Raw genomic sequence first — 26293 nt, forward strand, 5'->3', positions numbered from 1 at the left:
GCCGAGCCGAAGGTCAAGAACCCATGCACCGCACCGCGAACAGGCCCGCCACCGTGGAAGCGCACCGGGACAAGGTCCGCGCCCTGCTGGCACCGCTTGCCGCCCGCATCGACACGGTGGCGCTCGGGGACGCCCTGGGCCGCGGACTGGCCGCCGACGTCGTGGCCCCGATGGACCTTCCGCCGTTTGCCAACTCGCAGATGGACGGCTTCGCGATCCGCAGCGCCGAGGTGCCCGACGGCGGCGCCGAACTCCGGGTCGCCGCGCCCGTTCCGGCCGGTGCCGAGCCCGCCGAACTGGCCCCCGGCACCGCCGCGCCCATCATGACCGGCGCCATGATCCCGGCCGGGGCCGACGCCGTCGTCCCCATTGAACAGGCCGTCCCCGATTCCTTCCCCGCCCCGGGGGCGCCGGCCACCGTCCGGCTGCCCGCCGCCCCGGCGGGGAACTACGTGCGGGAGGCCGGCAGCGACATTGCCGCCGGGGAAACCGCCCTGGCCGCCGGCACCTTCCTGGGCCCCGGCCAGCTGGGGCTGCTGGCCGGGCTGGGCCTGAGCCAGGTGCCGGTGCACGCCGTGCCGAGGGTCCTGTTGGTCACCACCGGGGACGAGGTGGTGGAACCCGGCAGCCCGCTGCAGCCCGGCAAGATCTACGACGCCAACGGCGCCCTGCTCGACTCCGCCCTGCGCCAGGCAGGCCTCCGCGTCACCCGCGCCGGCATCTCCGCCGACAACCCCGGAGAGCTGGAGGCGCTGCTGCGCCGCCACGCACCCGACGTGGACCTGATCGTCACCACCGGGGGAGTCAGCAAGGGCGCCTACGAGGTGGTCCGGCAGGCACTGGCGAACCACGACGTCGAGTTCGGCCCCGTGGCCATGCAGCCGGGCGGCCCGCAGGGCCTCGGCACCTTCGACGGCATCCCGGTCCTCGGCTTCCCCGGCAACCCGGTCAGCTGCCTCATCTCCTTCGAAATGTTCCTCAGGCCCGTGCTGGCGGACCTGTTCGGTTCGCCGGCGCCGCGCACCGTGATTCGCGCCCGGCTGGCCGAAGCCCTGGCCTCCCCGGAAGCCAAACACCAGGTCCGGCGCGGCACGCTCGGCCCGGACGGCACCGTCCGGCTGGAAGGCGGCGCCGGATCACACCTGATGCACGCCCTGGCGCACTCAAACGCCCTGGTGCACGTCCCGGTGGGAACGGCGGCGCTCGCCGGGGGCGACGAGGTGGAAGTATGGATCCTGTGAACGCAGCAGAGAACAACACACCAGAGCACCCGGACAAGCCCGTGCTGACCCATCTCCGGCAGGACGGCACTGCCCAGATGGTCGACGTGTCCAACAAGGCCGAGACCACGCGGGAAGCCACCGCCACCGCCACCGTGAACAGCACCGCCGAGGTCCTGGCCCTGCTCGGCGCCGGAGAACTGCCCAAGGGCGATGCGCTGGCCGTCGCGCGGGTCGCCGGGATCCTGGCCGCAAAGAAAACACCGGACCTCATTCCGCTCTGCCACCCGCTGCCGATCACCAAGGTCACCGTCGACTTCGAGCTCGACGCCGAGTCCGTGACCGTCTTCGCCACGGTCAAGACCCGCGGCGTGACCGGGGTGGAGATGGAGGCGCTCACCGCGGCTTCCGTCGCGGCCCTGAGTGTGTACGACATGATCAAGGCCGTGGACAAGCACGCGGTCCTGACCGACATCAAAGTGCTGGCCAAAAGCGGCGGCAAGAGCGGGGACTGGACACTGTGAGCACCCCCGAACCGCACCGCCACGGCGACGCCACCGGCCGGAAGGCCGGCATCGTGATCGCCTCCACCCGCGCCGCGGCCGGGGTCTATGAAGACCTCACCGGTCCCGTCATCGCCGACTGGCTGACCGAGCACGGTTTCGAGCCGTTCCCGGCCCTGGTGGTTCCCGACGGCGAGCCCGTCGGCGCCGCCCTGCGTGCGCTGCTGACCCAGCACCCCGCCGTCATCATCACCAGCGGCGGCACCGGCCTCAGCCCCACCGACGCCACCCCCGAGCAGACGCTGCCGCTGCTGGACCGCGAAATCCCCGGCATCATGGAAGGCCTGCGCAGCGCGGGCACGGCCAAGACCCCGACGGCGATGCTGAGCCGCGGCCACGCCGGCGCCGCCGGCAGCACCTTCATCGTCAACCTCCCTGGCTCCCCGAAAGGCGTCATGGACGGCCTGGGCGTGCTGGACCCGATCATCGGACACCTCTGCGACCAGCTGGAAGGCAGCCATGGACACTGAATCAGGCTTCGAAGTCGTGCACGCTGTCCTCAGCGCCGAGCCCATCTCGGTGGACCAGGCCATCGCCGCGGTCGAATCCGACACCGCCGGCGCCGTGGTGAGCTTCAGCGGCGTCGTCCGCAACCACGACGGCGGCAAACCGGTGCAACGGCTCAGCTACAGCGCGCATCCCACGGCGCACCAGGTGCTGGCCGACGTCGTCGCGCAGCTCGTCGCCGAGCACTCGGCGGCCGGGGCGGACGGGCCGGACCAGCCGGTACAGCCGGTGCGGATCTGGGCCGCGCACCGCACCGGGCCGCTGGAGATCGGCGATCCCGCCCTGGTCTGCGCGGTTTCGGCGGCGCACCGCGGGCAGGCCTTTTCGGTGTGCTCCGAGCTGGTGGACCGGATCAAGGAGCAGGTGCCGATCTGGAAGGAACAATTCTTCACCGACGGAACCGTCGAGTGGGTCGGCGCGGGGGAGTAGTCACTGCCCCGCGGGCAGGGTAACGCAAGGGTCCCGGTTCCAGCCGGGAAGCGCCCCGGCGGTAGGGTTGGTGCCATGACCGAACAACTCGCCGTCGCCGTCCTGGGCGCTAACGGGCGCATGGGCGCCGAGGCCGTCAAAGCCGTGGAAGCCGCCAAAGACCTGAAGCTCGTCGCGGCCCTGGGCCGGGGCGATTCCCTCGATACCCTGGTGGACTCCGGCGCCCGCATCGTCGTGGACCTGACGGTGCCCGAAAGCACCGAAGCGAACGTCCGCTTCGCCGTCGAACACGGCATGCACGCCGTCGTCGGCACCACCGGCTGGGACGCGGACCGGCTGGAACGGCTTGAGGCGCACCTCGCCGGCCAGCCCGGCGTCGGCGTCCTCATCGCCCCCAACTTCGCCCTCGGCTCGGTCCTGGCCTCCGCCTTTGCCGCGAAAGCGTCCCGCTACTTCGAATCGGTCGAAATCATCGAGCTGCACCACCCGGACAAGGTCGACGCTCCCTCCGGCACCGCCGTGCGGACCGCCCAGCTGATCGCCGCGGAACGGGCCGGCGCCGGCGTCGCGGCCAGCCCGGATGCCACCACCAGCGAGCGCCCCGGAGCGCGCGGCTGCGAGGTCGACGGCGTCCGCGTCCACAGCGTCCGGCTCCGCGGCCTCGTGGCGCACCAGGAGGTCCTGCTGGGCGGGCCGGGGGAGCAGCTGACCTTCCGCCACGATTCCTTCGACCGCGCCTCCTTTATGCCCGGCGTGCTGCTGGGCGTGCGCAACGTCGCGGCGCATCCCGGACTCACCGTGGGCCTGGACGGCTACCTGGACCTGGGCCTCTGATGGCCAGCGTCCTGGCTGCCTTCAAGGCCAACCGCACCAAGATCTGGGTGGGCGCGGTGACGCTGCTGCTGGTGTTCTACCTGGTGGTGTCCCTGCAGCGTTCGGTGCTGCTGCTCTCCGATCCCAACCCGGTGGCCAAAGCCCTTGGCCTGGCCTACCTGGTACTGCCGGTGGTGGGGGCCTGGGCGCTGGTGCGGGAACTGCTGTTCGGCGCCCGGACCGAGCAGCTGGCGAAGATCCTGGAAGCCGAAGGCGGGCTGCCCGAGGACACCCTGCCGCGCACGCCCGCCGGCCGGATCATCCGCGAGGCCGCCGATCTGGAATTCGAGAAATACCGGGCGGAAGCCGAGGCCGCCCCCGGGGACTGGCGCTCCTGGTTCCGGCTCAGCTGCGCGTACGACGCCGCCGGGGACCGCAAGCGCGCCCGCGCCTCCATGCGCGACGCCGTCCGCCTGTTCCGCGCCGGTTCGCCCGACGCCGGCGCCTAGCGGTTCGTCGTTTAGCGGTTCCTCGTTTAGCGGTTTCGGGACCGCCGGCCGCGGCCCAGCTGGTTGGCGCCGTGGCCTACCCACTCCAGCGGCCCGCGCCAGGACAGCGCCGCGAAGACGCCGCCAATGACCAGCGCGGCTATCGCCTGCGCCCAGTACACGCCTTCCACGCTCCAGCCGGCGGGGAGCGGGCGGCCGTACAGGGACGCCATCAGCCACACGTGCGCCGTGTACAGGCTCAGGGTCAGCGAACCGGCGCCGCGCAACGGGAGCAGTAGATCCAGCTGCACCCAGTCGGCGAGCCGCCCCAGCAGCAGGCAGAGGCCCACCACCGCGGCCGCGACCCCCGAGGTGTGCAACAGGTCCAGCGTAGTGCCCGAATGCGGGGCGCTTGAGGCCAGCCACCACGCGGAACCGGACTGGTCGATGCCCGCGAGGTTTACCTGCAGCAGGCTCGCCAGCGGGTACGCCGGGTCGCCCAGCTGCTCGTGCAGCGCTGCCCGGCCGCCCCAGTCCTCCATCAGCACCAGGCTCAGCCATTTGGCGAGCACCGCGGCACTGCTTCCGGCGGCCAGCAACAGCAACGGAACAGCCGCCGTGGACAGCGCCAGCCGGCCGATTGCCAGGCCGATGAGCAGGTAGGCGAGCCACTGCAGCACCGGGTAGTAACCGGTCAGGAACACGTCGCCGAGCAGCCGGGCCGGCGTGGTCAGGTCCTCCCAGCCGGGGTTGTGGCCGAGCCGGAGCGGCGGCTCCGCCGCCAGCAGCCACGGCCGCAGGAGGTAGGCGAGGACCGGGGTTGCCAGCAGCCACGCCGCCGCCAGTCCCCAGAGGCGTTTCGCGGGCAGACCCAGGAAGGGCAGTACACAAAGGAACAATATGGCGTAGTGGACCAGGATGACCGCGATGTTGACTTCCAGGCCGCCGAGGGTGAGGCCCACCGCGGCCACCACCAGTGCCCGGAGGGCGATGCCCCGGCGGGCCGCCCATAATTCCGGACCCTCCAGCGGCCGCTCCTTCCCGGTCGACAGCGCCAGGCCGATCCCCGCAAGCACGGCAAAGAGTGCGGCCGCGCGGCCGGAAAAGGCCAGCCCGACCCAGGTGGGGGTGAGCTGCGCGTCGGATCCAAATGTCGGGAGCACATGGGTTGCCATCATGCCCAGCAGCGCCAGCCCGCGGGCCGCGTCGACGCCGGTCAGCCGGGGCGCCGCCGCCTTGGCCCTGGCGGTCCTTGAAGTCGTTGCCATACCGCGCGAGGTCATTCTCCGATCGTCTCACGTCCGGCCGGACCCGGCCCGCCCCCGGGCTGGGTGCCGACCGGGGTGGCTGTGAGCTCCTCCCGGCGCCCGCCGCGGTGTCCCGTGTCGGGTCGCCGTTGTGTTGCCGGTCTGTCCCCGTCGTGTCCACAGCACCGGTCCAAAGCCTTGTGTTCGAATATATGTTCGAATAACATGGGCGGCATGAACAACGCATCGAAGCCGGCCCGAGCCGCTTCTTCCATCCCTGCCGGCAGGGCCGTCGGCCGGCAGGCCGGCACTGCTGCCGGCCCTGCAGCCGGCCCCACCGCGGGTAGGGCAGCCAGCCCCGCCGCCGGCCACGCGGCCGGCCACCCCGCCGGCCCGCCGACGGGAAGGGCAGTCGGCGGGGCGGCCGCCGCGCTCAACCCGGCCGGTGTCCTCAAGGCCATGAGCCCGGGTGTGGTTGACTTCCTCTTCCGACGGCTGGTCGCCGGAGAGTCGGCGGAGGACGTCCAATGGCACCAGGAGGGCACCTCACTGTCTGCGCAGGCGCCCGGCGCCGAGTTGGCCCGCAGGCTCGCGGAGACCGACCTCGAGGCGCTCACCCCCACCGAGCTGTTCCACTACGTACGGGCGGCGCAGCGGCTGTCCGCCTGGGCGGAGGGGTTGCGCGAGGACGCCCTGGGCCGCTACTGTGCCGGGCCGTCGGCCGCCCCCGGAGCGCCGGCCGACACCACGCGGGAGGGCCGAATTTGACGCGCGTCACTGCCTCGCCATTGTCCTAACAAGCCGGGGACAGGGTAACGTTTTTCCTATGGCTGACTCTGACATTCGCTCTTACACGTTTGGAACCCTTGTGACCGCCATGGTCACTCCGTTCACCAACGACGGTGAGGTCGACTATCAGCAGTCCGCAGAGCTGGCCAACAAGCTCGTCGACGACGGCAACGACGCCCTCGTTATCTCCGGCACCACCGGTGAAACGTCCACGCTGGAAGACGACGAAAAGGAAAAGCTTTTCCGTGTGATCGTCGAGGCCGTTGGGGACCGGGCCAAGGTCATCGCGGGGACCGGCACCAACCACACCTCGCACTCGATCGAGATGGCCAGGCGCGCCGCCAAGGCAGGCGCCCACGGCCAGCTGATCGTCACCCCGTACTACAACAAGCCGAGCCAGGCCGGGATCCAGGCCCACATCGAAGCCGTTGCCGACGCCGCGGACCTGCCCGTTATGGTCTACGACATCCCCGGCCGTGCCGGTGTCCCGATCCTGCCCGAAACCATGATCCGGCTCGCGGACCACCCCCGCGTGATCGCCCTCAAGGACGCCAAGGCAGACTTCGCCGCCGTCACCCGCGTCATGGCGAACACCGACCTGGATGTCTATTCCGGGGACGACGGACTGACCCTGCCGTGGATGGCGGCCGGGGCCGTCGGGCTGGTCAGCGTCTCGGCGCACGTGGCCAGCAAGCAATACCGTGCGATGATCGATGCCGCACTTGCAGGCGATTTTGCCACCGCCCGCACCATACATTTCGAACTGGACCCGGTGGTCCGTGCAGTGATGACCCATATCCAGGGTGCTGTTGCTGCAAAGCAAGTTCTTAAGTGGCAGGGCATCCTGTCCAACTCGGTTGTCCGTTTGCCTCTCGTGGAGCCGGGCGAAGCCGAGATCGAAACTATCCGCGAGGATTTGGCGGAAGCGGGGCTCGTCTTCTCCTGATCCGGCTGCATTGCCTGATCGAAAGACGCCCCTTCTGCTTCGCCTGGAAAGTAGTGAACTATGACCCAAACCGCCCTCCCCGGCCTTGTCACGCCGCCGAAACTGCCCAAGAACACCTTGCGGATCGTCCCGCTCGGCGGCCTCGGGGAGATCGGCCGCAACATGACGGTCTTCGAAATCGACGGCAAGCTGCTCATCGTTGACTGCGGCGTCCTCTTCCCGGAGGAAACCCAGCCCGGCGTCGACCTGATCCTGCCCGATTTCTCCTACATCGAAAACCGTATGGACGACATCGTCGCCGTCATCCTCACGCACGGCCACGAGGACCACATCGGTGCCGTCCCGTACCTGCTGCGTCTGCGCAACGACATCCCCATCGTCGGCTCCCAGCTGACGCTGGCACTGATCGAAGCGAAGCTCCAGGAACACCGGATCAAGCCGAACACCCAGATTGTGAGTGAGGGCCAGGTCCAGAAGCTCGGCCCCTTCGAATGCGAATTCGTGGCCGTCAACCACTCGATCCCGGACGCCCTCGCCGTGTTCCTGCGCACCTCCGGCGGGACCGTGCTGCACACCGGTGACTTCAAGATGGACCAGCTTCCCCTCGACGGGCGGATCACCGACCTTCGCCACTTCGCCAAGCTCGGCGAAGAGGGTGTGGATTTGTTCATGTCCGACTCCACGAACGCGGACGTCCCCGGCTTCACCACCGCGGAAAAGGAGATCGGCCCCACCCTGGACCGGCTCTTCGGCCAGGCGTCCAAGCGCATCATCGTGGCCTCGTTCTCCTCGCACGTGCACCGCGTCCAGCAGGTCCTCGACGCCGCCGCAAACCACAACCGTAAGGTGGCCTTCGTCGGCCGCTCGATGGTCCGGAACATGGCCATCGCTGAGAAGCTCGGCTACCTCGAGGTCCCGGCGGGCATCCTGGTTGACATCAAGAACATCGACAACCTGCCGGACAACCGCGTGGTCCTGATGTCCACCGGCTCCCAGGGCGAACCGATGGCTGCACTGTCCCGGATGGCAAACGGCGATCACCGCGTCGTCGTCGGCCAGGGAGACACCGTCATCCTTGCCTCCAGCCTGATCCCGGGCAACGAAAACGCCGTCTACCGCATTATCAACGGCCTTCTCAAGCTCGGCGCCGACGTCATCCACAAGGGCAACGCCAAGGTCCACGTCTCCGGCCACGCGGCCGCCGGCGAGCTCCTTTACTGCTACAACATCCTCGAGCCGCTCAACGCGATGCCGGTGCACGGCGAGACGCGCCACCTGATCGCCAACGGCAAGATCGCCCTCGAATCGGGCGTCCCCGAGGAGAGCATCCTGCTGGCGGACAACGGCACCGTCATCGACCTCCGCGATCACCAGGCCGACGTTGTGGGCCAGGTCGAGGTCGGGTTTGTCTATGTGGACGGCTCCAGCGTCGGCGAAGTCACCGAAGCCGACCTCAAGGACCGCCAGACCCTTGGCGACGAGGGTTTCATCTCGATCATCACGGTCATCCACCGCGCCACCGGCAAGGTGGTCTCCGGGCCGGAAATCCACGCCCGCGGCGTGGCCGAGGACGATTCGGTCTTCGACGAGATCATCCCCAAGATCAACGCCGCGCTCGAGGAAGCCGTGCAGAACCGGGACCACACCTCGCAGCAGCTCCAGCAGGTTGTCCGCCGCGTCGTCGGTACCTGGGTCAACCGCAAGCTGCGCCGCAAGCCCATGATCATCCCGGTGGTCCTGGAAGCCTAGGCCCAGCGCCAGGGCAGCACGCCCGGTCACGAACCAGCACCACAGCTGCACTGAAACGGCCTTCCGCGCCGGCACCGCCTCCAGGCGGCGGCCGGCGGGGGAGGCCGTTTCCGTTCCTGAAAAGACGCCCCCAAATAGCTCGAATGCGGCCGCCCACACCGTACGCGGGCGGCCTCCGCCGCCCAACATGATCCCCGCCCGGCCCGGAAATCCGCGGTTTTCGGCCCGGCGTCGGGTACCGTTGCGGGTATGGCGACACGCACCTCCTCCGCGCCTAGAGGCAACTCAAGCGGCAACTCCAAGGGCAACACCGGCAGCTCTTCAGGCAGGGGCTCCGGCGCAGCTGCGTCCAAGACCGGCCGTTCCCCGGGAACCGCGCGCACCCGCCAGTTGCCCGCCGTCGAACCCCGGCAGCCCTGGCTGGTGCGGGTGGTGGCCGGCGCGTGGCTGGGCATCGGCCATGTGGTGGGCGCCGGCGTCCGCCGGATCGGCCATGACGTCAGTGACCTCGACCCGGCGGACCGCCGCGACGGAGCTGCCCTGTTCAACCTCGCGCTCGGCGTCTTCATCGCCACCTTCGCCTGGTGGGGCTTCCAGGGCTGGTTCCCGGACATGGTCTTCGCAATCGTCAACGGCACCTTCGGCTGGATGTCCCTGCTGCTGCCGCTCATCCTGTTCGTCTGCGCCTTCCGGCTGTTCCGCCAGCCGTGGGACGGCCGCGGCAACAACCGCATCGGCATCGGTTTCCTGATCATGACTTTCGCCGGCTCCGGGCTGGCCCACATCATCGGCGGCCAGCCCACAGTCGCCGACGGATTCGACGGGCTCCGCCGCGCCGGCGGCATGCTCGGCTACCTCGCTGCCGCGCCGCTGGCCACCATCCACGCCGCCGTTCCGATCGCCCTCTACAGCCTCCTGGCCTTCACCTCGCTGCTCATCGTCACGGCCACCCCCTTCGGCGCGATCCCGTCCCGGCTGCGCGGCGCCTACGAGCACCTGATGGGCATCGACCTGCAGGACCATGAAACCCAGGCCGGCCACGACTCCCACGACCGCAGCTACCTGTACGAAAATGACACCCCCGCGCCCAAGAAGAAGCGAAAGCGCCTCTTCGGCAAGGACGACGACGCCGACGCCCGGCTCGAAGGCTACGTCGGCGACGAGGCCTTCGAGCACGCCGTCGTCGACGACGATGACGAAACAGCCGCCAGCGCTGCGAGCACCAGGGGGGCCGGCAAAGGTTCCAAGGCCGTGGCGCCCGGCGTACGGCGGCCCACACAGGCCGAAATCGCCGTCGAGAAGATCAAGGCCGCCCAAGGCCTGGGCAGCAGCACGGCCGGGGCCGCGGCGGAGAACGCCACCGAGGCGATCCCGCTCATCACCCCGGGCATGGTCGCCGCCGGGTCGCTGAACCCGTCCCCGGGTGCCGGCACCGGCGCGGCCGCCCCCAAGGTCCCCGCCAACCCAGTTGCGCCCGCACCGCTGCCCACGCCGATCCCGCAACGCACCGAACAGCTGTCTCTCGCCGGCGACGTCACCTACACGCTGCCGTCCTCGGACATGCTCACCCCCGGCTCCATCCCCAAGGAACGCACCGAGGCCAATGACGCGATCGTTGCCTCGCTGACCGAGACGCTGACCCAGTTCAACGTGGACGCGCAGGTCACCGGGTTCAGCCGCGGGCCCACCGTGACCCGCTACGAGATCGAGCTGTCGCCGGGGACCAAGGTGGAACGTGTCACCGCCCTGTCCAAGAACATCTCCTACGCCGTCGCGAGCTCCGATGTGCGCATCCTGAGCCCCATCCCGGGCAAGTCGGCCATCGGCATCGAGATCCCCAACACGGACCGCGAAACCGTCTCGCTGGGGGACGTGCTGCGCAGCCAGAACGCCCGCCGCACCGACCACCCCATGGTCATGGGCGTGGGCAAGGACGTCGAAGGCGGCTACGTCGTGGCCAACCTCGCCAAGATGCCGCACCTGCTCGTGGCCGGCGCCACCGGCGCCGGCAAGTCGTCCTTCGTGAACTCGATGATCACCTCGATCCTGATGCGCGCCACCCCGGACGAGGTCCGGATGGTCATGGTGGACCCCAAGCGGGTGGAGCTGACCGCCTACGAAGGCGTCCCGCACCTGATCACCCCGATCATCACCAACCCCAAAAAGGCCGCCGAGGCACTGCAGTGGGTGGTCCGCGAAATGGACGCCCGCTACGACGACCTCGCGAACTACGGTTTCAAGCACATTGACGACTTCAACAAGGCCGTCCGGGCCGGCAAGGTCCACCCGCCCGTCGATTCCAAGCGCGTCATCCGCCCGTACCCGTACCTGCTGGTGATCGTGGACGAACTCGCCGACCTCATGATGGTGGCCCCGCGCGACGTCGAAGACTCGATCGTCCGCATCACCCAGCTGGCCCGCGCGGCCGGTATCCACCTGGTGCTCGCCACGCAGCGGCCGTCCGTCGACGTCGTCACCGGCCTGATCAAGGCCAACGTCCCGTCCCGGATGGCGTTTGCGACGTCCTCGGTGACCGACTCCCGCGTGGTCCTCGACCAGCCGGGCGCCGAAAAGCTGATCGGCCAGGGCGACGCGCTCTTCCTGCCGATGGGCGCCTCCAAGGCGATGCGCGTCCAGGGCGCCTGGGTCACCGAGTCCGAGATCCACAAGGTCGTCGAACACGTCAAGGGCCAGCTCAAGGCCGTCTACCGGGACGACGTCGCGCCCGAGACGCAGAAGAAGCAGATCGACGACGACATTGGAGACGACCTCGAAGTCCTGCTGCAGGCCACCGAACTGGTGGTCACCACGCAGTTCGGCTCCACTTCGATGCTGCAGCGCAAACTGCGGGTCGGCTTTGCCAAGGCCGGCCGGCTGATGGACCTGCTCGAGTCCAGGGGAGTGGTGGGCCCGTCCGAAGGCTCCAAGGCCCGCGACGTGCTGGTCAAGCCGGACGACCTGGCCGCGGTGCTGGCGGCCATGAAGGGCCAGGACGGACCGGTCGCCGCCGATTCGCAGACGGCCGCGCTCAGCGACAACGCCAACGCCAACATCGCCCAGGGCGGCTATGCAGAGGACCTGGTGGCCGCCGACCTCGACAACCGCACCCAGTCCATCGAGTATCACGACGGTGCCGACGGCGGTTCGGACGACGAGGACGGCTCGGAGGACGCCTGGTCGCTGACCGGACGGTAGCCTGCGGCGAGACGGTAGCCTAGGAAGGTGACTAGCGCCGAAACCAACGCCGGGTCCGCCCCGCGGATCTGGAACCTGCCCAACATCCTCACGATGCTGCGGATCGCGCTGGTGCCCTTTTTCGTTTGGTGCCTCGTCGCGGACGCCCCGGGCCTGGACGCGCAGAACGGCCCCTGGCGCTGGGCCGCCGTCGTCGTCTTCGCGGTGGCGATCTATACGGACAAGCTCGACGGCGACATCGCCCGCAGCCGGGGCCTCATCACCGACTTCGGCAAAATCGCGGACCCGATCGCGGACAAGCTGCTGATCGGCTCCGCACTGGCCATGCTCTCGCTGCTCGGCGAACTGCCGTGGTGGGTCACCGTCCTGATCCTGGTCCGCGAGTGGGGCGTCACGGCGCTCCGCTTCTTCGTGATCCGCTACGGCGTCATCCCCGCGTCCCGCGGCGGCAAGCTCAAGACCGTGGTGCAGACCGCGGCGATCTTCCTCTACGTGATGCCGCTCGCCTCGATCGCCCCGTGGCTCGGGTTCCTGGCCTTTGCCGTCATGATGGCCGCCCTGGCGATCACGGTCTGGACCGGCGTCGAATATGTCATTGAAGCCCTCAAACTGCGCGCCAGCGGCATCCGGGCCGGGAAACAGCAGGTCCAGGAGGGAACGCCATGAGCAATCTCCAGCCCACCATCCACCCGGGGCTGCACCCGAACCTGCACCGCCTCGCCGAGCAGGCCGTGGGGCGCGCCATTGAGCACGGACTGACCGTGGCCACCGCGGAGTCGCTCACCGCCGGGATGGTGGCTGCCGTGCTGGCCGACACCCCCGGCGCCTCCGCCATGCTGCAGGGCGGTGTGGTCGCCTACGCGAACACGGTCAAGGCGGACATCCTGGGCGTGTCCCCGGACGTCCTCGACGCCGTGGGCTCGGTGGACGGACAGGTCGCCGCGGCCATGGCCTCCGGGGCGCGCGCGGCGTGCGGTGCCGCCGTCGGCGTCGCCACCACCGGGGTGGCCGGCCCGGAGCCGCATGACGGCAAGACCGTAGGCACGGTCTTCATCGGCCTCGCCACGGCGGAAGGGGCGACGTCGTTCGCCTACCACTTCGACGGGAGCCGCCAGGAGATCCGTGCGCTGGCCTGCGGTGCCGCCCTGGAACGCCTGCTCGAAGCCCTGTCCACGACAAGCTACCGCGGGTAAAGTTGCCGGGAACAAAAGTTGATTCCGAATAGTTGTTACATTGTGTCGCCCCGGAATAAGGGTGGCGCCTAGGATGAAATCATCACAACGTTCGCAGTCCACCGCGAACTAGACATACGAGGGAGCAAGGCGATACAGATGGTAAAGCAGCCCGTATCCGTAAACGGCGTTGTCCGCTGGAAGGATGTGGGCCTCGCCGATCAGGCAAAGAGCGAACAGAAGGAGCGCAAGATGGTTGTACTTCGTCACGAAATTGGTGATGTCCTGCGCGATGTCCGCCAACGCCAAGGCCGTACCCTCCGCGAAGTCTCGCACAGTGCCCGTGTATCCCTGGGCTACCTGAGTGAAGTGGAACGCGGCCAGAAGGAAGCCTCCTCGGAGCTGCTCTCCTCGATCTGCTCGGCCCTTGACGTCCCGTTGTCCAGCATGCTCCGTGAAGTCAGCGACCGCGTCGCCGTGGCCGAGGGGGTTGCGGTACCGGACACCGTCCCCCAGGAATTCGCCCAGCGCTACGGCCGTGACCTTGACCGTGAGCTCAACACCGACCTGAACGATGAGCTGGCCACCGGCCTGCTCTCCGGGGCGCGCTAGGCCCAAGGCACTTCAGATTAACGAATTGGTCCCCAGCAGCGCCGGGGACCTTTTCCGTGTCCGGGACGGGCCTAGAGGCCCTCGTCCCGGGGAAAACCGTCGCGTTCGTAGGTGGCGTTGAGCTTCGCCATGTAGCCGGCGAAGGCTTCCAGCTCTGCGGCCGGCCACTCCGCCAGCCGTTCGCGGAAGACCTCGCGCCGCGCATCCTGGACCAGGTGCATCTTCTCCTCGCCCTTGGCCGTCAGGCTGATGGCCTGCGCCCGGCCGTCCAGCGGGTCGGCTTCCTTTGCCACCAGACCCAGGCCTTCAAGGAACGCGATCTGGCGGCTCACCGAGGGCTTGCCGACGCCGATGCAGGAGGCCAGTTCGGTCAGCCGGATGGGCCCCTTGGCCCGGACCACGGACAGCAGCCCGTAGGCGGCAGGCTCCATCTCGGGATGCACCTGCCGGGACAGCTGCTGCGACATGGAGCGGGCCCGCCGCCAGAGCAGGCTCAGCTGGCGCTCGACGGCGGCCAGCGCCTCCTCAGCGGACGGGTCGCCGGTCCCGGAGACTGGCGCCGGATCCGGGGCGGCGTCGCGTGGGTTGCTCATAGCAACCATTCTAGGGGCCGTGCCCGTGAGAGACTTTATCGGTGAGAATCAGCGACTTTTGGCGGCTTATGGACGACGAGTTCGGCGCGGGATACTCCCGGGTGCTCAGCAGCTCCCTGGTGTTGGCCGGAGTGGGCGGCCGCACCGCGGACCAGGCCCTCTCCGCCGGAGTGCCGCCCAAACAGGTCTGGCTGGCCCTCTGCGATGTCCAGGATGTCCCCGCGGAACGGCGGCTCGGCCGCGACGTCAAACCCCGCTGACGGTGCGGCCACTGATAGCAGGCCGCAGGGATTCGGCCGCAGCCCGGCACCCGGCCGCAGGCATTGGGGGACTGACACGCCGTTCGATTGTTCGAATATCTGTTCGGGTCCGGCTATGCTTTTTTCAGAGCGTTTTCCACATACGCGACGGCGGCGGCAACATTGTCAGTGGTCGCCACTAGCGTCAGTGATGACATAACAACGGCCGCGACGGCCACTCTCCAGCGAGAAAGTATTAGAGGTGTGAATCATGGCCGCAGCCCCGGATCGCCAGAAGGCGCTCGACGCAGCGCTTGCCCAGATTGACAAGCAGTTCGGCAAAGGCTCCGTCATGCGCCTGGGCGACGAAGTCCGCGCGCCCATCGAAGTCATCCCGACCGGCTCCATCGCGCTGGACGTGGCCCTCGGCATTGGCGGCCTGCCCCGCGGCCGCGTGGTTGAGATTTACGGCCCTGAATCCTCCGGTAAAACCACGGTCGCACTCCACGCCGTCGCCAACGCCCAGCGCCAGGGCGGCATCGCCGCCTTCATCGACGCCGAGCACGCCCTCGACCCCGAGTACGCCGCCAAGCTCGGCGTTGACACCGACGCGCTCCTGGTTTCCCAGCCGGACACCGGCGAGCAGGCGCTCGAAATCATGGACATGCTGATCGGCTCCGGCTCGCTGGACGTCATCGTCATCGACTCCGTCGCCGCCCTGGTGCCCCGCGCCGAAATCGAAGGCGACATGGGCGACAGCCACGTCGGCCTGCAGGCCCGGCTGATGAGCCAGGCGCTGCGTAAGATCACCGGCCGGCTGAGCCAGACCAAGACCACCGCCATCTTCATCAACCAGCTGCGCGAAAAGATCGGCGTCTTCTTCGGTTCCCCGGAAACCACCACCGGTGGTAAGGCGCTGAAGTTCTACGCCTCGATCCGCATCGACGTCCGCCGTATCCAGACCCTCAAGGAGGGTGCTGACTCCGTCGGCAACCGGACCAAAGCGAAGATCGTCAAGAACAAGATGGCCCCGCCGTTCAAGATCGCCGAATTCGACATCATCTACGGCCAGGGCATCTCCCGCGAAGGCGGCATCATCGACATGGGTGTCGAGCACGGCCTGATCAAGAAGTCCGGCTCGTGGTTCACCTACGACGGCGACCAGCTGGGCCAGGGCATGGAGAATTCCCGCCGCTTCCTGCGCGACAACCCGGAACTCGCCGCCGAACTCGAGCGCCTGATCAAGGAAAAGCTCGGCGTCGGCGTCAAGGCAGCGGACCCGGAGGAATCACCGAAGCTGAAGGCCGTTGACGGCTTCTAACAACCGGGCCTCCGCCGCACGAGGCCGCAAGGGGTCAGGATTCCCGTCCCGGAATCCTGGCCCCGGCGTCGTTGACGGCCCCGGAGACCCCGGAGACCCCGCAGACCCCGGCTACCCCGGCCGGTCCGCGCGGTCAGCGCCGGAGCAGGACCCCGACGCTGATCCCGCCGCCGTCGCACGCGCCGTGGTGCTGCGGCAACTGACCAACTCGCCCAAAAGCCGGCTGCAGCTGTCCCGCAAACTGGCCGAGCGCAACATTCCGGACGACGTTGCCGGGGCGGTCCTGGACCGCTTCGAAGAGGTCCGCCTCATCGATGACGCCGAGTTCGCCCAGCTGTGGGTGCGGAGCCGGTCCCAAACCTGGAAACTGGCCAAGGGCGCCCTCCGCCGGGAACTCGCCGAGAAGGGCATCGACCAGGAAACCGCAGCCGTCGCCCTCGACCAGCTCAGCGACGAGGATGAGGAATCGGCCGCCCGGGAACTCGTGGACCGCAAGCTGCGGAACGTGCGCGGGCTCGAGGACCGCGCCGAGCGGGACAAGACCGTCCGCCGGCTCGCGTCCATGCTCGCCCGCAAGGGCTACCAGCCCTCGCAGGCCTTCCGCATCGTCGGCGAGGCCCTGGACGCAGCCCTCGACGAGCCGGACGGCGAGGCCTGACCCCGGCCCCGGCAACGCTGTGAACACGGCTGCGCCTAACCGGTACCCTTAACAGGTGAGTTTGACCATTCCTTCCCCCGCCGCCGGCGGAACCCCATTCCCGGACGAGAACGCCCCGGCCCGCACCTACCAGGTGCGGACCTTCGGCTGCCAGATGAACGTGCACGACTCCGAACGGATGTCCGGCATGCTCGAAGCCGCCGGCTACGTCCGCTCCGAAGGCGAACTGGCCGACGTCGTCGTCTTCAACACCTGCGCCGTCCGGGAAAACGCCGACAACAAGCTCTACGGCAACCTCGGCATCCTCCGACCGGTCAAGGAAGCCAACCCCGGCATGCAGATCGCCGTCGGGGGCTGCCTCGCGCAGAAGGACCGCGAGACCATCCTCAAGAAGGCACCCTGGGTCGACGCCGTGTTTGGTACCCACAATGTCGGCGCCCTGCCCGCGCTGCTGGACCGCGCACGCCACAACGACGAGGCGCAGCTGGAAATCCTGGAATCGCTCGACGTGTTCCCGTCGACGCTGCCCACCAAACGGGACTCCGTCTACTCCGGCTGGGTCTCCATCTCGGTCGGCTGCAACAACACCTGCACGTTCTGCATCGTTCCCGCACTGCGCGGCAAGGAAAAGGACCGGCGGCCCGGCGACATCCTCGCCGAAATCCAGGCCCTCGTCGACGACGGCGCCATCGAGGTCACCCTGCTGGGCCAGAACGTGAACTCCTACGGCGTCGAGTTCGGCGACCGGCAGGCCTTCTCCAAACTGCTGCGCGCCTGCGGCGACATCCCCGGCCTGGAGCGCGTCCGGTTCACCAGCCCGCACCCGGCAGCCTTCACCGATGACGTCATCGACGCCATGGCCGAGACGCCCAACGTGATGCCGCAGCTGCACATGCCGCTGCAGTCCGGCTCGGACAGGATCCTCCGGGAGATGAAACGGTCTTACCGGTCCACCAAGTTCCTCGGGATCCTGGACAAGGTCCGGGAGAAGATCCCGCACGCCGCCATCTCCACCGACATCATTGTCGGCTTCCCCGGCGAGACCGAGGAAGACTTCCAGGCCACGCTCGACGTCGTGGAAAGGTCCCGCTTCGCGACCGCCTTCACCTTCCAGTACTCCAAGCGGCCCGGCACCCCGGCCGCGGAGCTTGAGGAACAGCTGCCCAAGGCCGTGGTCCAGGAACGCTTCGAACGGCTCACCGCCCTGCAGGACCGTATTGCCGCGGAGGAGAACGCCCGCCAGCTCGGCCGCCGCGTCGAGGTCATGGTGACCGCCCAGCCGGGCCGGAAAGCCGGGGAAACCCACCGCCTCTCCGGCCGCGCCCAGGACCAGCGCCTGGTGCACTTCTCCGTGCCCGCGGGCGCCGAAACACCGCGCCCCGGAGACCTCGTCACCGTGACCGTCACCGAAGCCGCGGCGTTCCACCTCGTCGCCGACCCGGCGACCACAGACGATTACAGCCTGCGCCGCTCCCGCGCCGGCGACGCCTGGGACCGTTCCCAGGCCGAATCCTGCGGCGCCCCCACCCCGGCCCGGAACGGTGGCACGTCCGGTGTCTCGCTCGGCATGCCAACCCTTCCAGTCCGCGCCCGCTAGCCCGTGGCCGCCCCCGCTCAACCCGACGGCCCCGACAGCTCCGACAACGCCGGCGTATCCGACGGTTCCGCCGCGCCGGTGCGCTCCGACGCACCCGAATCCACCCCACCGGTCATCGCCGTCGTCGGGCCCACGGGATCCGGAAAGTCGGATCTGGCGGTCTCGCTGGCGCAGGCCCTCGACGGTGAGGTCGTCAACGCCGACGCCATGCAGTTCTACCGCGGCATGGACATCGGCACGGCCAAGATCACCAGGGACGAGCGTAGGGGAGTGCCCCACCACCTCCTGGACATCCTCGTCGTGACCGAGGAAGCCAGCGTCTCGGACTTCCAGCAGCAGGCACGAGCCGTGATCGCGGACATCCACGCCCGGGGCAAGCGGGCCATCCTCGCCGGCGGTTCCGGCCTGTACGTTCGGGCCGCCCTGGACGTGCTTGAATTCCCCGGCACCGACCCCGCCATCCGGCGCCGCCTCGAAGCCGAAGAGGAAGCGGCCGGCCTCGCGCCGCTGCGGGCACGGCTGGAACTCGTGGACCCGGTCTCCGCCGGGCGCCTGGGCGACGCGCGCCGCGTCATCCGCGCCCTGGAAGTCTTCGAACTCACCGGACGTCCCTTCAGCTCCTTTATGCCCACCCGCGAGTACTTCCAGCCGGCCGTGCAGATTGGCCTCGACGTGGACCGCGACCAGCTCCGGGAGCGGCTCGCCGCCCGTGTCCACACTATGGTGGACCGGGGACTGCTGGCGGAGGTACGGCGCCTCGACGGCCTGGGGCTTCGCCGCGGCAGGACCGCTTCCCGGGCCCTGGGCTACGCGCAGTTCCTCAGGGTCGTCGACGGGGAGTCGGACGTGGCGCAGGCCGCCGAAGAAACCATTGTCGCGACCCGGCAGTTCGCCCGCCGCCAGCTCACCTGGTTCCGCGCCGACCCCCGGATCAACTGGCTCGACTGGCAGGACCCCCGGCTGGCGGCCAAGGCCGCCGCGCTGTGCCGCTAAAGACCTGCCGCTAAAGATTTGCCGCTCATATCCGCCGCTCACGGCCTGCCGCCGCTGAAGCCCCGTTACATCCAGGCAGCGGGTTCCGTCCCGGCCCGGCCGGAACGGTAACCTTGGAGCATGGACGAAACCCTTGCCGCAGCCGTTGACCACCCCGCGTCTGACACCGGCGCCCTCGCCGGCCTGAAGTTCTCGAAGGGCCACGGAACCGGCAACGACTTTGTCCTGATCGCGGACCCCCACGGCGCGCTCTCCGTCACCCCGGAACAGGTCGCGTCCCTCTGCGACCGGCACCGCGGCATCGGCGGCGACGGACTCATCCGCGCCGTACCCTCGCGGCTGCTCCCGGAAGGCCGGGAACTGCTCGCCGCGCACCCCGCGGCCGAGTGGTTTATGGACTACCACAACGCGGACGGCTCGCTGTCGGAGATGTGCGGTAACGGCGTGCGCGTCTTTGTCCACTTCCTCATCACCGAGGGACTCGTGGACCTGCCGGCCGGCGAATCGCTGACCATCGGAACCCGCGGCGGCATGAAGACCGTCGTCCGCACCGCAGGCGGCTACGCCGTGGACATGGGGCCGTGGGAGTTCATCTTCCCGGGCGAGGCCACCGCACGCGCCATGGATTCACTGGTCAGCGCCGAAGGGCTGGAGGTGGCCAGGCCGGCACTGTCCGTCAGCATGGGCAACCCGCACACCGTCGTCGCCCTGGCCGAACTCGCGGAACTCGACGCCACGCAGCTGTTCAAGGCGCCCCGGGTCGACCCGACGCCGCCGCACGGCACCAACGTCGAGTTCGTCGTGCCGTCCGAGCCGCTCGTTCACGACGGCGTCGGAACCATCACCATGCGCGTGCACGAGCGGGGAGTGGGGGAGACGCTGTCCTGCGGGACCGGCGCCTGTGCCGCCGCCGTCGCGATCCGGCACTGGGCCGGCCAGGGCGCGCCGGACGCCTGGAACGTCACGGTACCCGGCGGCGTCGTAGGCGTGAAGTTCTTCCTGTCAGCGGACGGGCACGAGCACGTGGAGCTCAGCGGACCCGCTGTGATCGTCGCTAGCGGGACGCTTTCCTGACCTTCAGGATCCGGAACGACTTCGAGGTGCTCTCGCGTGTGACGGTAAAGCTGCCGTCCAGCTCCGCCGCAAGCCAGCGCTGAAGCGAATCCGAACCAAGGTTCTTCTGCACCACCAGCCAGGCCGACCCGCCCGGGGCGAGCCGGGGCAGCCAGAGCAGCAGCAGGGCGTGGAGTTCGTCCTTGCCGATCCGGATGGGCGGATTGGACCAGATCGTGTCGAAGCGCAGCTCCGGATCGACCTCGCCAGGTGTGCTGGCGGTGACATTCTCCAGCCCCAGCAGGGCCGCATTCTCGTTCGTCAGCGCCACGCAGCGCTCATTGACGTCGACGGCGAAGACCCGGGCGTGCGGCGCCCGCAGGGCCATGGTCAGCGCGATCGGCCCCCAGCCGCAACCGATGTCCAGCAGGTTGCCCTGCGGCGCCGGGGCAGGGACCTCGGCCAGCAGCACCGCGGTTCCCTTGTCGATCCCGTCCGGGCTGAAAATTCCGGAGGACGTCTGCAGCTGCCGGCGTTCGCCGGCAAGCTCCACGGTCAGTGGCTTGCGGGTGAACGGCCCGGCGGGCTGGGCGCTGAAATAGTGTGCAGACTCCATAACTGGCCAGATTAGTTGGCGGCCCGGCGCTATGGGAAACCGGCCGGGAAACCGGTCCCCGCCGCGCCCGGCACCGGTGCCGCCGGGCAGCGCAGGCGCACAGCGACGGTCTGCTAGTCTTAAAGACATGATCTTGAACTTCAAGTAGCCGGCACGGGCCTTCGCTTCCTTAGCGCAAGCCCCGTCCCCGCAGCGACGCAGGTTGTTACCTTCCGCTCAGTGCGCCCCTCCGTGATGCCGTGCATCACCTGTCGGCGCCAGATCCACTTGGAGTCAAGCCTGAAGCCGCAGGGCTTAAAACCACGCAGCGCCCGGCAGCAGTTTCCGGGGGAGCGCTGAACGGAACGTACCTCCCCGCCACCCGGCGTTATTACGCCGGATCCCTTCCGCATTTACCGCTCCGGCACGGAGCCCGTCCTGCCCGCGGCGCCGCAGTCGCCAGGCATCCCAGGAGGCACGGATGATCACTAGTCGTCAGCCCAGCGCGAATACCGCGCCACGAAACACCGATCAGCACTATTCTGAAGATGTAGACCCTTCAAAGGAGACCATGACCAGTCAGCCCAACACCGGACCCGATTCAGCCGCCCAGGACATGAGCCCTGCGGAAATCCAGGCTGTCATCGACCGGATCCTCTCCAAAGACGCCCCCGCCCCGAAGACCGGACGCAGTACCGGCACCGGGGCCGCCGGTGAGCCTAGGGCCGTGTTCGGCAAGGCCCAGGCGATTTCGCACCTGGATGAGGAACACAGCAGCTACGACGGCGACCAGCAGGACCTCGAGGAACGCCACGCCCTGCGCCGCACCGCCGGCCTGTCGACCGAACTCGAGGACGTCACCGAAGTCGAATACCGGCAGCTGCGCCTTGAGCGCGTGGTACTCGCTGGGCTCTGGACCGAAGGCACCCTGGCCGACGCCGAGAACTCCCTGCGCGAACTGGCAGCCCTGGCGGAAACCGCCGGATCCGAGGTGCTTGACGGGCTCGTCCAGCGCCGCGCCAAGCCGGACCCGGGCACCTTCCTGGGCTCCGGCAAGGCCCAGGAGCTCAAGGACATCGTGATGTCCACCGGCGCCGACACCGTGGTGGTGGACGCCGAGCTCGCCCCGTCCCAGCGGCGCGGCCTGGAAGACATCGTCAAGGTCAAAGTCATCGACCGCACGGCCCTGATCCTGGACATCTTCGCCCAGCACGCCAAGAGCCGCGAAGGCAAGGCCCAGGTGGAACTGGCGCAGCTCGAATACCTGCTCCCGCGCCTGCGCGGCTGGGGCGAATCGATGTCCCGGCAGGCCGGTGGCCAGGTGGGCGGCGCCGGAGCGGGCATGGGTTCGCGCGGCCCCGGTGAGACCAAGATCGAGCTGGACCGCCGCCGGATCCGCACCCGAATGGCCAAGCTGCGGCGTGAAATTGCCGCCATGAAGCCGGCCCGGGAAACCAAGCGCGCCAACCGCCGTCGTAATGCCGTGCCGTCGGTGGCGATCGCCGGCTACACCAACGCTGGTAAGTCCTCGCTGCTGAACCGCCTGACCGACGCCGGTGTGCTGGTGGAGAACGCCCTGTTCGCCACCCTGGACCCGACCGTCCGCAAGGCTGAAACCTCCGACGGGCTGGGCTACACCCTCGCCGACACCGTGGGTTTTGTCCGCTCGCTGCCGACCCAGCTGGTGGAGGCGTTCCGCTCCACCCTGGAGGAGGTCGCCGATTCGGACCTGATCCTGCACGTCGTCGACGTCTCGCACCCCGACCCGGAGGGCCAGATCGCGGCCGTCCGCACCGTGTTCAGCGAAGTCGACGCCCGCAAGGTGCCGGAGATCATCGTCCTGAATAAGGCCGACGCCGCCGACCCGTTCGTGATCGAACGGCTCAAGCAGCGCGAACCGCGCCACGTTGTGGTCTCGGCCCGCACCGGGGAAGGCATCCCGGAGCTGCTCAAAGCCATCAGCGAGGGTATTCCGCGGCCCAGCGTGAAGCTGGAACTGATGATTCCGTACAACCGCGGGGACCTGCTCAGCAAGCTGCACGAGACCGACGCCGAGATCATCAGCCTCGACCACGAGGAGACCGGCACCCGCGCCGTGGTGATGGTGCGCGAGGGGCTCGCGGCCGAACTGGATGCCTTCGTCAGCAATGACTGAACCAGCGGTGGCCGAGGGGGCGGCCGCGCCGTCGGACAGCGGCCCGGCCAAAAGCAGCCCGGCTAAGAGCAAGCCTCGAAACGGCCCGGCCGGCGAGCAGTTTGTGGTTGAACTGCTCGACCGGGCGGTCGCCGGCATGGGCGGTCAGAGCCGCGACGGCCAGCACGAAATGGCGCGGCAGGTGGCGCGCGCGATCGACACCGGCGACCACCTGCTGGTCCAGGCCGGCACCGGCACCGGCAAGTCGCTTGCCTACCTGATTCCGCTGATCGCGCATTCGCTGGTCAGCGACAAGCCCACCCTGGTCTCCACCGCAACCCTGGCCCTGCAGACCCAGATTGTCGGCAGGGACCTGCCCCGGCTGCTCAAGACCATCACCCCGGCCTTGGAGCGGCCGGTGAAGGTGGCGCTGGTCAAGGGCCGCTCCAACTATGTCTGCCGGCACAAACTCGAAGGCGGTTTCCCCTCCGAGGAACCGTCCGAGGGCCAGTTGTTCTCCCTCGGCGAAGACACCTCCGTGCCGCACTTCGCCGCCGCGGTGGGTGGTCCGTCCTCGCAGCTCGGCAAGGAGGTCGTCCGGCTTCGCGAGTGGGCCGAGGACACCCAGACCGGGGACCGCGACGAGCTGCTGCCCGGCGTGACCGACCGCGCCTGGCGGCAGGTCTCCGTCACCTCGATGGAGTGCCTGGGGGCGCAGAAGTGCCCGCTCGCCGCCGAATGCTTCAGCGAACTGGCCCGGCAAAACGCCGCCGACGCCGACGTGGTGGTCACCAACCACGCCATGCTGGCCGTCAGCGCCTTCGAGGGCCTCGCCGTGCTGCCCGAATACGACGTGGTGGTGGTCGACGAGGCGCACGAACTCCAGGACCGGGTCACGGGCGCCGTCTCCGGCCAGCTGTCCGTCGCCATGGTGCACGCCGCCGCCTCGGGCGCCCGCAAGCACACCGGGATCACCGTGGATGCGCTAAACAACGCCGCGTCCAACCTCGAGCTCGCCATTGAAGGCGTCCCCAGCGGGCTGATGCCCAACGGATTGAACAGCGAACAGCTCGACTGCGTAGACCAGCTCCGCGACGCCTGCCGCGCCGCGCTTTCGGACTCCAAGGGCGACAGCGCCAACACGGCCGACGGTGGCCGGCAGCTCGCGCGCTCCCGGCTGATGGTGATCCTGGAGCTCTGCGAACGGCTCCTGGCCGCCAAGGAGAACCGGGAAGTGGTCTGGTTCTCCCGCAATAGCAGCTTCGATCCGCAGCAGGGCTACTCGCAGCCTGACGACTCCGCGCCTGCCCTGATCAACGTTGCTCCGCTCAGCGTCGCCGGCCGGCTGCGCGAGGGACTGTTCGCCGACCACACCGTCGTCCTGACGTCGGCAACCCTGGCGATCGGTTCGGCCTTCGAGCCGGCGGCGGGAGGCCTCGGCCTGGTGGGTCCCGGCGCACCCAGCTGGACCGGCGTCGACGTCGGATCCCCCTTCGAATATCCCAAACAAGGCATCCTCTACGTTGCCAAGCACCTGCCCAAGCCGGGCCGGGGGACCTCGCCGGAAGCCCTCGACGAGCTCGAGAAGCTGATCCGCGCCTCCGGCGGCGGCGCCCTCTGCCTCTTCTCGTCGCGGCGCGCCGCCGAAGAGGCGGCCGAGGCGATGCGGCCCCGGCTGGGGATGAGCATTCTCTGCCAGGGTGAATCGACCATGACCGCGCTGGTGAAGCAGTTCGCCGACGAGCCGGACACCTGCCTCTTCGGCACCATGTCGCTCTGGCAGGGCGTCGACGTGCCAGGGAACTCCTGCCGCCTCGTCGTGATCGACCGGATCCCGTTCCCGCGGCCCGATGACCCGCTGATGACGGCCCGCTCCCGGGCGGTGGCCCAAGCCGGCGGCAACGGCTTTATGAGCGTCTCGGCGACGCACGCAGCGATCCGCCTCGCCCAGGGAGCCGGACGCCTGATCCGCTCGACGTCGGACAAGGGCGTGGTGGCGGTCCTCGATTCCCGGCTGTCCACCGAACGGTACGGCGCGTTCCTCCGGGCCGCGCTGCCGCCGTTCTGGCCCACCACCGACCCGTCGGTGGCGCTGGCAGCCCTCGAACGCCTCGGCAAAGAAACCCCGGCCAAGCAACAGGCCCAGCAACCCGCCAAGTAGGCGGGAAGGGCCGGCGGGGGTACCAATGGGCCGCGCTGGCGTTCCCGCCCGGTTCTTGTGAGCCCCGGGGCCGGCAGAGCCGGGTTTCCGCGGCTGCGGCGGCCCCGCACGCCGTCGTGCTGCCGACAACCGGGCGGGAACGCACGGAGGCCCCATCCGGAACCTCGGACGGGGCCTTTGGCGCTGCCGGTGGGGTGTGGCTGGCAGGGGTGGTGTGGCCGGGAAGCCGGCGGGGGAGGCTACAGGGAGCGCAGCACCGAGACGACCTTGCCCATAATGACGGCATGGTCGCCGAGGATCGGCTCGTACTGGGTGTTTTGCGGGAGCAGCCAGGTGTGGCCGTCGCGCTGGCGGAACGTCTTGACCGTGGCCTCGTCATCGAGCAATGCGGCAACGATGTCGCCGTTGACGGCATCGTTCTGACGCCGGACGACGACCCAGTCGCCGTCGCAGATGGCGGCGTCGATCATTGAATCACCGGCCACCCGGAGCATAAACAGTTCACCGTGGCCCACCAGCTGGCGCGGCAGAGGCATCACGTCCTCCACCACCTGGTCGGCCAGGATCGGGCCGCCGGCGGCGATGCGGCCGACGAACGGGACCATCGCGGTGTCCGTGGCGCTGGCGAGCTCGGCGACAGCCTGGCCGCCGACGGCGCGCAGGCCGCTGGACTTCTCCACACCGGAGATCGTGGTGGCACCCTCGTCCAGGGTCAGCGGCATCAGCACTTCCATGGCGCGGGGACGTTTGGGGTCACGCCGCAGGTAGCCGAGCTTTTCCAGCTGCGAGAGCTGGTGGGTGACGCTGGACAGGCTGGCCAGCCCGACGGTGTCGCCGATCTCGCGCATGGAGGGCGGGTAGCCGTTGTCTGTCACGGAACGCTGGATGGTCTCCAGGATCTTCTTCTGACGGACGGTAAGGCTCTTCGGCGCCCGGCCGGTCTGGGGGCTCCGCTGAGCGGCCCTCCCGCCGGCGGCTTGTGCTGCCATGTTCGCCATGCCTTTCCATTCCGCCCGGCTGCCGTGGCTGCCGGGACCGTTCGGTCCGAACAATGTCAGACCCCGCTGATCAACTGTTGCTGACCAACCCAAGTGGTTGTCCTGTGATTCAAAAGTAGGGCAGCCGCCAGGGTTTTTCAAACATTTGTTCTAGCGAGTCTCGACAATGTTCGTTCATAAGTGCTAAAACAGAAGCAGCGAAGTTCGAATATGTGTTCGAA

The 26293-nt window shown here is 68.8% G+C and carries 25 protein-coding genes; 21 read left to right on the forward strand and 4 right to left on the reverse strand.

The window, feature by feature from the left end; all coding sequences use genetic code 11:
- Window positions 1–23 precede the first annotated feature (23 nt).
- From AC1MBE_RS15700 to AC1MBE_RS15725, 6 genes are all read left to right on the forward strand, one after another.
- A complete protein-coding gene (locus AC1MBE_RS15700) occupies window positions 24–1241 on the forward strand; it encodes a molybdopterin molybdotransferase MoeA (protein ID WP_479779510.1) in 1218 nt (405 codons plus the stop codon).
- A complete protein-coding gene (gene moaC / locus AC1MBE_RS15705) occupies window positions 1229–1744 on the forward strand; it encodes a cyclic pyranopterin monophosphate synthase MoaC (RefSeq protein ID WP_479779512.1) in 516 nt (171 codons plus the stop codon). The genes AC1MBE_RS15700 and moaC overlap by 13 nt, the downstream gene beginning before the upstream one ends.
- Entirely contained in the window at window positions 1741–2253 is a 513-nt protein-coding gene (locus tag AC1MBE_RS15710) for a MogA/MoaB family molybdenum cofactor biosynthesis protein (protein WP_479779514.1), read from the forward strand. The genes moaC and AC1MBE_RS15710 overlap by 4 nt, the downstream gene beginning before the upstream one ends.
- Window positions 2243–2719, forward strand: coding sequence for a molybdenum cofactor biosynthesis protein MoaE (locus AC1MBE_RS15715; RefSeq protein WP_479779515.1), 477 nt, complete (start codon window positions 2243–2245; stop codon window positions 2717–2719). Before AC1MBE_RS15710 ends, AC1MBE_RS15715 begins: the two co-directional genes overlap by 11 nt.
- Before the next feature lie 75 nt (window positions 2720–2794).
- A complete protein-coding gene (gene dapB, locus AC1MBE_RS15720) occupies window positions 2795–3553 on the forward strand; it encodes a 4-hydroxy-tetrahydrodipicolinate reductase (RefSeq protein WP_479779517.1) in 759 nt (252 codons plus the stop codon).
- The gene (locus tag AC1MBE_RS15725; RefSeq protein WP_479779519.1) at window positions 3553–4041 is read left to right on the forward strand and encodes a hypothetical protein; all 489 of its coding nucleotides are present in this window, start codon (window positions 3553–3555) and stop codon (window positions 4039–4041) included. The genes dapB and AC1MBE_RS15725 overlap by 1 nt, the downstream gene beginning before the upstream one ends.
- 26 nt (window positions 4042–4067) lie before the next feature.
- Here AC1MBE_RS15725 and AC1MBE_RS15730 read toward each other — a convergent pair whose 3' ends face one another.
- Window positions 4068–5303, reverse strand: a complete 1236-nt coding sequence (locus AC1MBE_RS15730) for a heparan-alpha-glucosaminide N-acetyltransferase domain-containing protein (protein WP_479779520.1) — start codon at window positions 5301–5303, stop codon at window positions 4068–4070.
- Between the two features lie 198 nt (window positions 5304–5501).
- Between AC1MBE_RS15730 and AC1MBE_RS15735 the strand changes: the two genes are divergently transcribed.
- The 7 genes from AC1MBE_RS15735 (at window position 5502) to AC1MBE_RS15765 (ending at window position 13730) form a co-directional block, all read left to right on the forward strand.
- Window positions 5502–6035, forward strand: a complete 534-nt coding sequence (locus AC1MBE_RS15735) for a hypothetical protein (protein WP_479779521.1) — start codon at window positions 5502–5504, stop codon at window positions 6033–6035.
- A gap of 58 nt (window positions 6036–6093) precedes the next feature.
- Window positions 6094–7002 carry a 4-hydroxy-tetrahydrodipicolinate synthase gene (gene dapA, locus AC1MBE_RS15740; RefSeq protein WP_479779522.1) on the forward strand — a complete coding sequence of 303 codons (909 nt, stop codon included), beginning with the start codon at window positions 6094–6096 and terminating at the stop codon, window positions 7000–7002.
- Between the two features lie 60 nt (window positions 7003–7062).
- Window positions 7063–8751, forward strand: a complete 1689-nt coding sequence (locus tag AC1MBE_RS15745) for a ribonuclease J (protein WP_479779524.1) — start codon at window positions 7063–7065, stop codon at window positions 8749–8751.
- A gap of 249 nt (window positions 8752–9000) precedes the next feature.
- Complete coding sequence (locus AC1MBE_RS15750) at window positions 9001–11946, forward strand: FtsK/SpoIIIE family DNA translocase (RefSeq protein ID WP_479779526.1); 2946 nt, start codon at window positions 9001–9003, stop codon at window positions 11944–11946.
- 27 nt (window positions 11947–11973) lie between these two features.
- Window positions 11974–12612, forward strand: coding sequence for a CDP-diacylglycerol--glycerol-3-phosphate 3-phosphatidyltransferase (pgsA, locus tag AC1MBE_RS15755; RefSeq protein ID WP_479779527.1), 639 nt, complete (start codon window positions 11974–11976; stop codon window positions 12610–12612).
- On the forward strand, window positions 12609–13139 hold the full coding sequence (locus AC1MBE_RS15760; protein WP_479779529.1) for a CinA family protein: 531 nt from the start codon (window positions 12609–12611) through the stop codon (window positions 13137–13139). Before pgsA ends, AC1MBE_RS15760 begins: the two co-directional genes overlap by 4 nt.
- 138 nt (window positions 13140–13277) lie before the next feature.
- Window positions 13278–13730: a helix-turn-helix domain-containing protein gene (locus AC1MBE_RS15765; RefSeq protein WP_479779530.1), complete on the forward strand. Its 453-nt coding sequence runs from the start codon at window positions 13278–13280 to the stop codon at window positions 13728–13730.
- A 71-nt stretch (window positions 13731–13801) separates the two neighbouring features.
- Here the strand turns inward: AC1MBE_RS15765 and AC1MBE_RS15770 are convergent, their stop codons facing one another.
- Complete coding sequence (locus AC1MBE_RS15770) at window positions 13802–14323, reverse strand: MarR family winged helix-turn-helix transcriptional regulator (RefSeq protein WP_346959777.1); 522 nt, start codon at window positions 14321–14323, stop codon at window positions 13802–13804.
- 41 nt (window positions 14324–14364) lie between these two features.
- On the opposite strand from AC1MBE_RS15770, the gene AC1MBE_RS15775 reads away from it, so the two are divergent.
- The 6 genes from AC1MBE_RS15775 to dapF all read left to right on the forward strand — a co-directional run bounded on the left by AC1MBE_RS15775 (window position 14365) and on the right by dapF (window position 20205).
- Entirely contained in the window at window positions 14365–14583 is a 219-nt protein-coding gene (locus tag AC1MBE_RS15775; protein WP_056740635.1) for a DUF3046 domain-containing protein, read from the forward strand.
- Between the two features lie 250 nt (window positions 14584–14833).
- Entirely contained in the window at window positions 14834–15883 is a 1050-nt protein-coding gene (gene recA, locus AC1MBE_RS15780) for a recombinase RecA (protein WP_138769744.1), read from the forward strand.
- Between the two features lie 184 nt (window positions 15884–16067).
- Window positions 16068–16541: a regulatory protein RecX gene (locus tag AC1MBE_RS15785; RefSeq protein ID WP_479782656.1), complete on the forward strand. Its 474-nt coding sequence runs from the start codon at window positions 16068–16070 to the stop codon at window positions 16539–16541.
- Between the two features lie 55 nt (window positions 16542–16596).
- Window positions 16597–18138 carry a tRNA (N6-isopentenyl adenosine(37)-C2)-methylthiotransferase MiaB gene (gene miaB, locus AC1MBE_RS15790; protein ID WP_479779533.1) on the forward strand — a complete coding sequence of 514 codons (1542 nt, stop codon included), beginning with the start codon at window positions 16597–16599 and terminating at the stop codon, window positions 18136–18138.
- Between the two features lie 78 nt (window positions 18139–18216).
- Window positions 18217–19131, forward strand: a complete 915-nt coding sequence (gene miaA / locus AC1MBE_RS15795) for a tRNA (adenosine(37)-N6)-dimethylallyltransferase MiaA (protein WP_479782658.1) — start codon at window positions 18217–18219, stop codon at window positions 19129–19131.
- Window positions 19132–19251: 120 nt separating this feature from the next.
- Complete coding sequence (gene dapF, locus AC1MBE_RS15800) at window positions 19252–20205, forward strand: diaminopimelate epimerase (protein ID WP_479779535.1); 954 nt, start codon at window positions 19252–19254, stop codon at window positions 20203–20205.
- On the opposite strand, the gene AC1MBE_RS15805 is transcribed toward dapF, so the two are convergent.
- On the reverse strand, window positions 20186–20800 hold the full coding sequence (locus tag AC1MBE_RS15805) for a class I SAM-dependent methyltransferase (RefSeq protein ID WP_479779537.1): 615 nt from the start codon (window positions 20798–20800) through the stop codon (window positions 20186–20188). The two genes, dapF and AC1MBE_RS15805, sit on opposite strands and share 20 nt — an antisense overlap.
- Window positions 20801–21350: 550 nt before the next feature.
- Here AC1MBE_RS15805 and hflX point away from each other — a divergent pair.
- The gene (hflX, locus tag AC1MBE_RS15810; RefSeq protein ID WP_479779539.1) at window positions 21351–22934 is read left to right on the forward strand and encodes a GTPase HflX; all 1584 of its coding nucleotides are present in this window, start codon (window positions 21351–21353) and stop codon (window positions 22932–22934) included.
- Entirely contained in the window at window positions 22927–25074 is a 2148-nt protein-coding gene (locus tag AC1MBE_RS15815; protein WP_479779541.1) for an ATP-dependent DNA helicase, read from the forward strand. Before hflX ends, AC1MBE_RS15815 begins: the two co-directional genes overlap by 8 nt.
- A 239-nt stretch (window positions 25075–25313) precedes the next feature.
- Here the strand turns inward: AC1MBE_RS15815 and lexA are convergent, their stop codons facing one another.
- Entirely contained in the window at window positions 25314–26063 is a 750-nt protein-coding gene (gene lexA / locus AC1MBE_RS15820) for a transcriptional repressor LexA (protein WP_346959772.1), read from the reverse strand.
- Between the last annotated feature and the right edge of the window lie 230 nt (window positions 26064–26293).

It is taken from the genome of Arthrobacter sp. BG5 (assembly GCF_056680155.1).

What these genes read in the sequence shown, in the direction of transcription:
- AC1MBE_RS15700 (WP_479779510.1), top strand. Translation starts at nt 24, where the DNA reads ATGCACCGCACCGCGAACAGGCCCGCCACCGTGGAAGCGCACCGGGAC.
- moaC (WP_479779512.1), top strand. Translation starts at nt 1,229, where the DNA reads ATGGATCCTGTGAACGCAGCAGAGAACAACACACCAGAGCACCCGGAC.
- AC1MBE_RS15715 (WP_479779515.1), top strand. Translation starts at nt 2,243, where the DNA reads ATGGACACTGAATCAGGCTTCGAAGTCGTGCACGCTGTCCTCAGCGCC.
- dapB (WP_479779517.1), top strand. Translation starts at nt 2,795, where the DNA reads ATGACCGAACAACTCGCCGTCGCCGTCCTGGGCGCTAACGGGCGCATG.
- AC1MBE_RS15725 (WP_479779519.1), top strand. Translation starts at nt 3,553, where the DNA reads ATGGCCAGCGTCCTGGCTGCCTTCAAGGCCAACCGCACCAAGATCTGG.
- AC1MBE_RS15730 (WP_479779520.1), bottom strand. Translation starts at nt 5,303, where the DNA reads ATGACCTCGCGCGGTATGGCAACGACTTCAAGGACCGCCAGGGCCAAG.
- AC1MBE_RS15735 (WP_479779521.1), top strand. Translation starts at nt 5,502, where the DNA reads ATGAACAACGCATCGAAGCCGGCCCGAGCCGCTTCTTCCATCCCTGCC.
- dapA (WP_479779522.1), top strand. Translation starts at nt 6,094, where the DNA reads ATGGCTGACTCTGACATTCGCTCTTACACGTTTGGAACCCTTGTGACC.
- AC1MBE_RS15745 (WP_479779524.1), top strand. Translation starts at nt 7,063, where the DNA reads ATGACCCAAACCGCCCTCCCCGGCCTTGTCACGCCGCCGAAACTGCCC.
- AC1MBE_RS15750 (WP_479779526.1), top strand. Translation starts at nt 9,001, where the DNA reads ATGGCGACACGCACCTCCTCCGCGCCTAGAGGCAACTCAAGCGGCAAC.
- AC1MBE_RS15760 (WP_479779529.1), top strand. Translation starts at nt 12,609, where the DNA reads ATGAGCAATCTCCAGCCCACCATCCACCCGGGGCTGCACCCGAACCTG.
- AC1MBE_RS15765 (WP_479779530.1), top strand. Translation starts at nt 13,278, where the DNA reads ATGGTAAAGCAGCCCGTATCCGTAAACGGCGTTGTCCGCTGGAAGGAT.
- AC1MBE_RS15770 (WP_346959777.1), bottom strand. Translation starts at nt 14,323, where the DNA reads ATGAGCAACCCACGCGACGCCGCCCCGGATCCGGCGCCAGTCTCCGGG.
- recA (WP_138769744.1), top strand. Translation starts at nt 14,834, where the DNA reads ATGGCCGCAGCCCCGGATCGCCAGAAGGCGCTCGACGCAGCGCTTGCC.
- dapF (WP_479779535.1), top strand. Translation starts at nt 19,252, where the DNA reads ATGGACGAAACCCTTGCCGCAGCCGTTGACCACCCCGCGTCTGACACC.
- AC1MBE_RS15805 (WP_479779537.1), bottom strand. Translation starts at nt 20,800, where the DNA reads ATGGAGTCTGCACACTATTTCAGCGCCCAGCCCGCCGGGCCGTTCACC.
- hflX (WP_479779539.1), top strand. Translation starts at nt 21,351, where the DNA reads ATGACCAGTCAGCCCAACACCGGACCCGATTCAGCCGCCCAGGACATG.
- AC1MBE_RS15815 (WP_479779541.1), top strand. Translation starts at nt 22,927, where the DNA reads ATGACTGAACCAGCGGTGGCCGAGGGGGCGGCCGCGCCGTCGGACAGC.
- lexA (WP_346959772.1), bottom strand. Translation starts at nt 26,063, where the DNA reads ATGGCAGCACAAGCCGCCGGCGGGAGGGCCGCTCAGCGGAGCCCCCAG.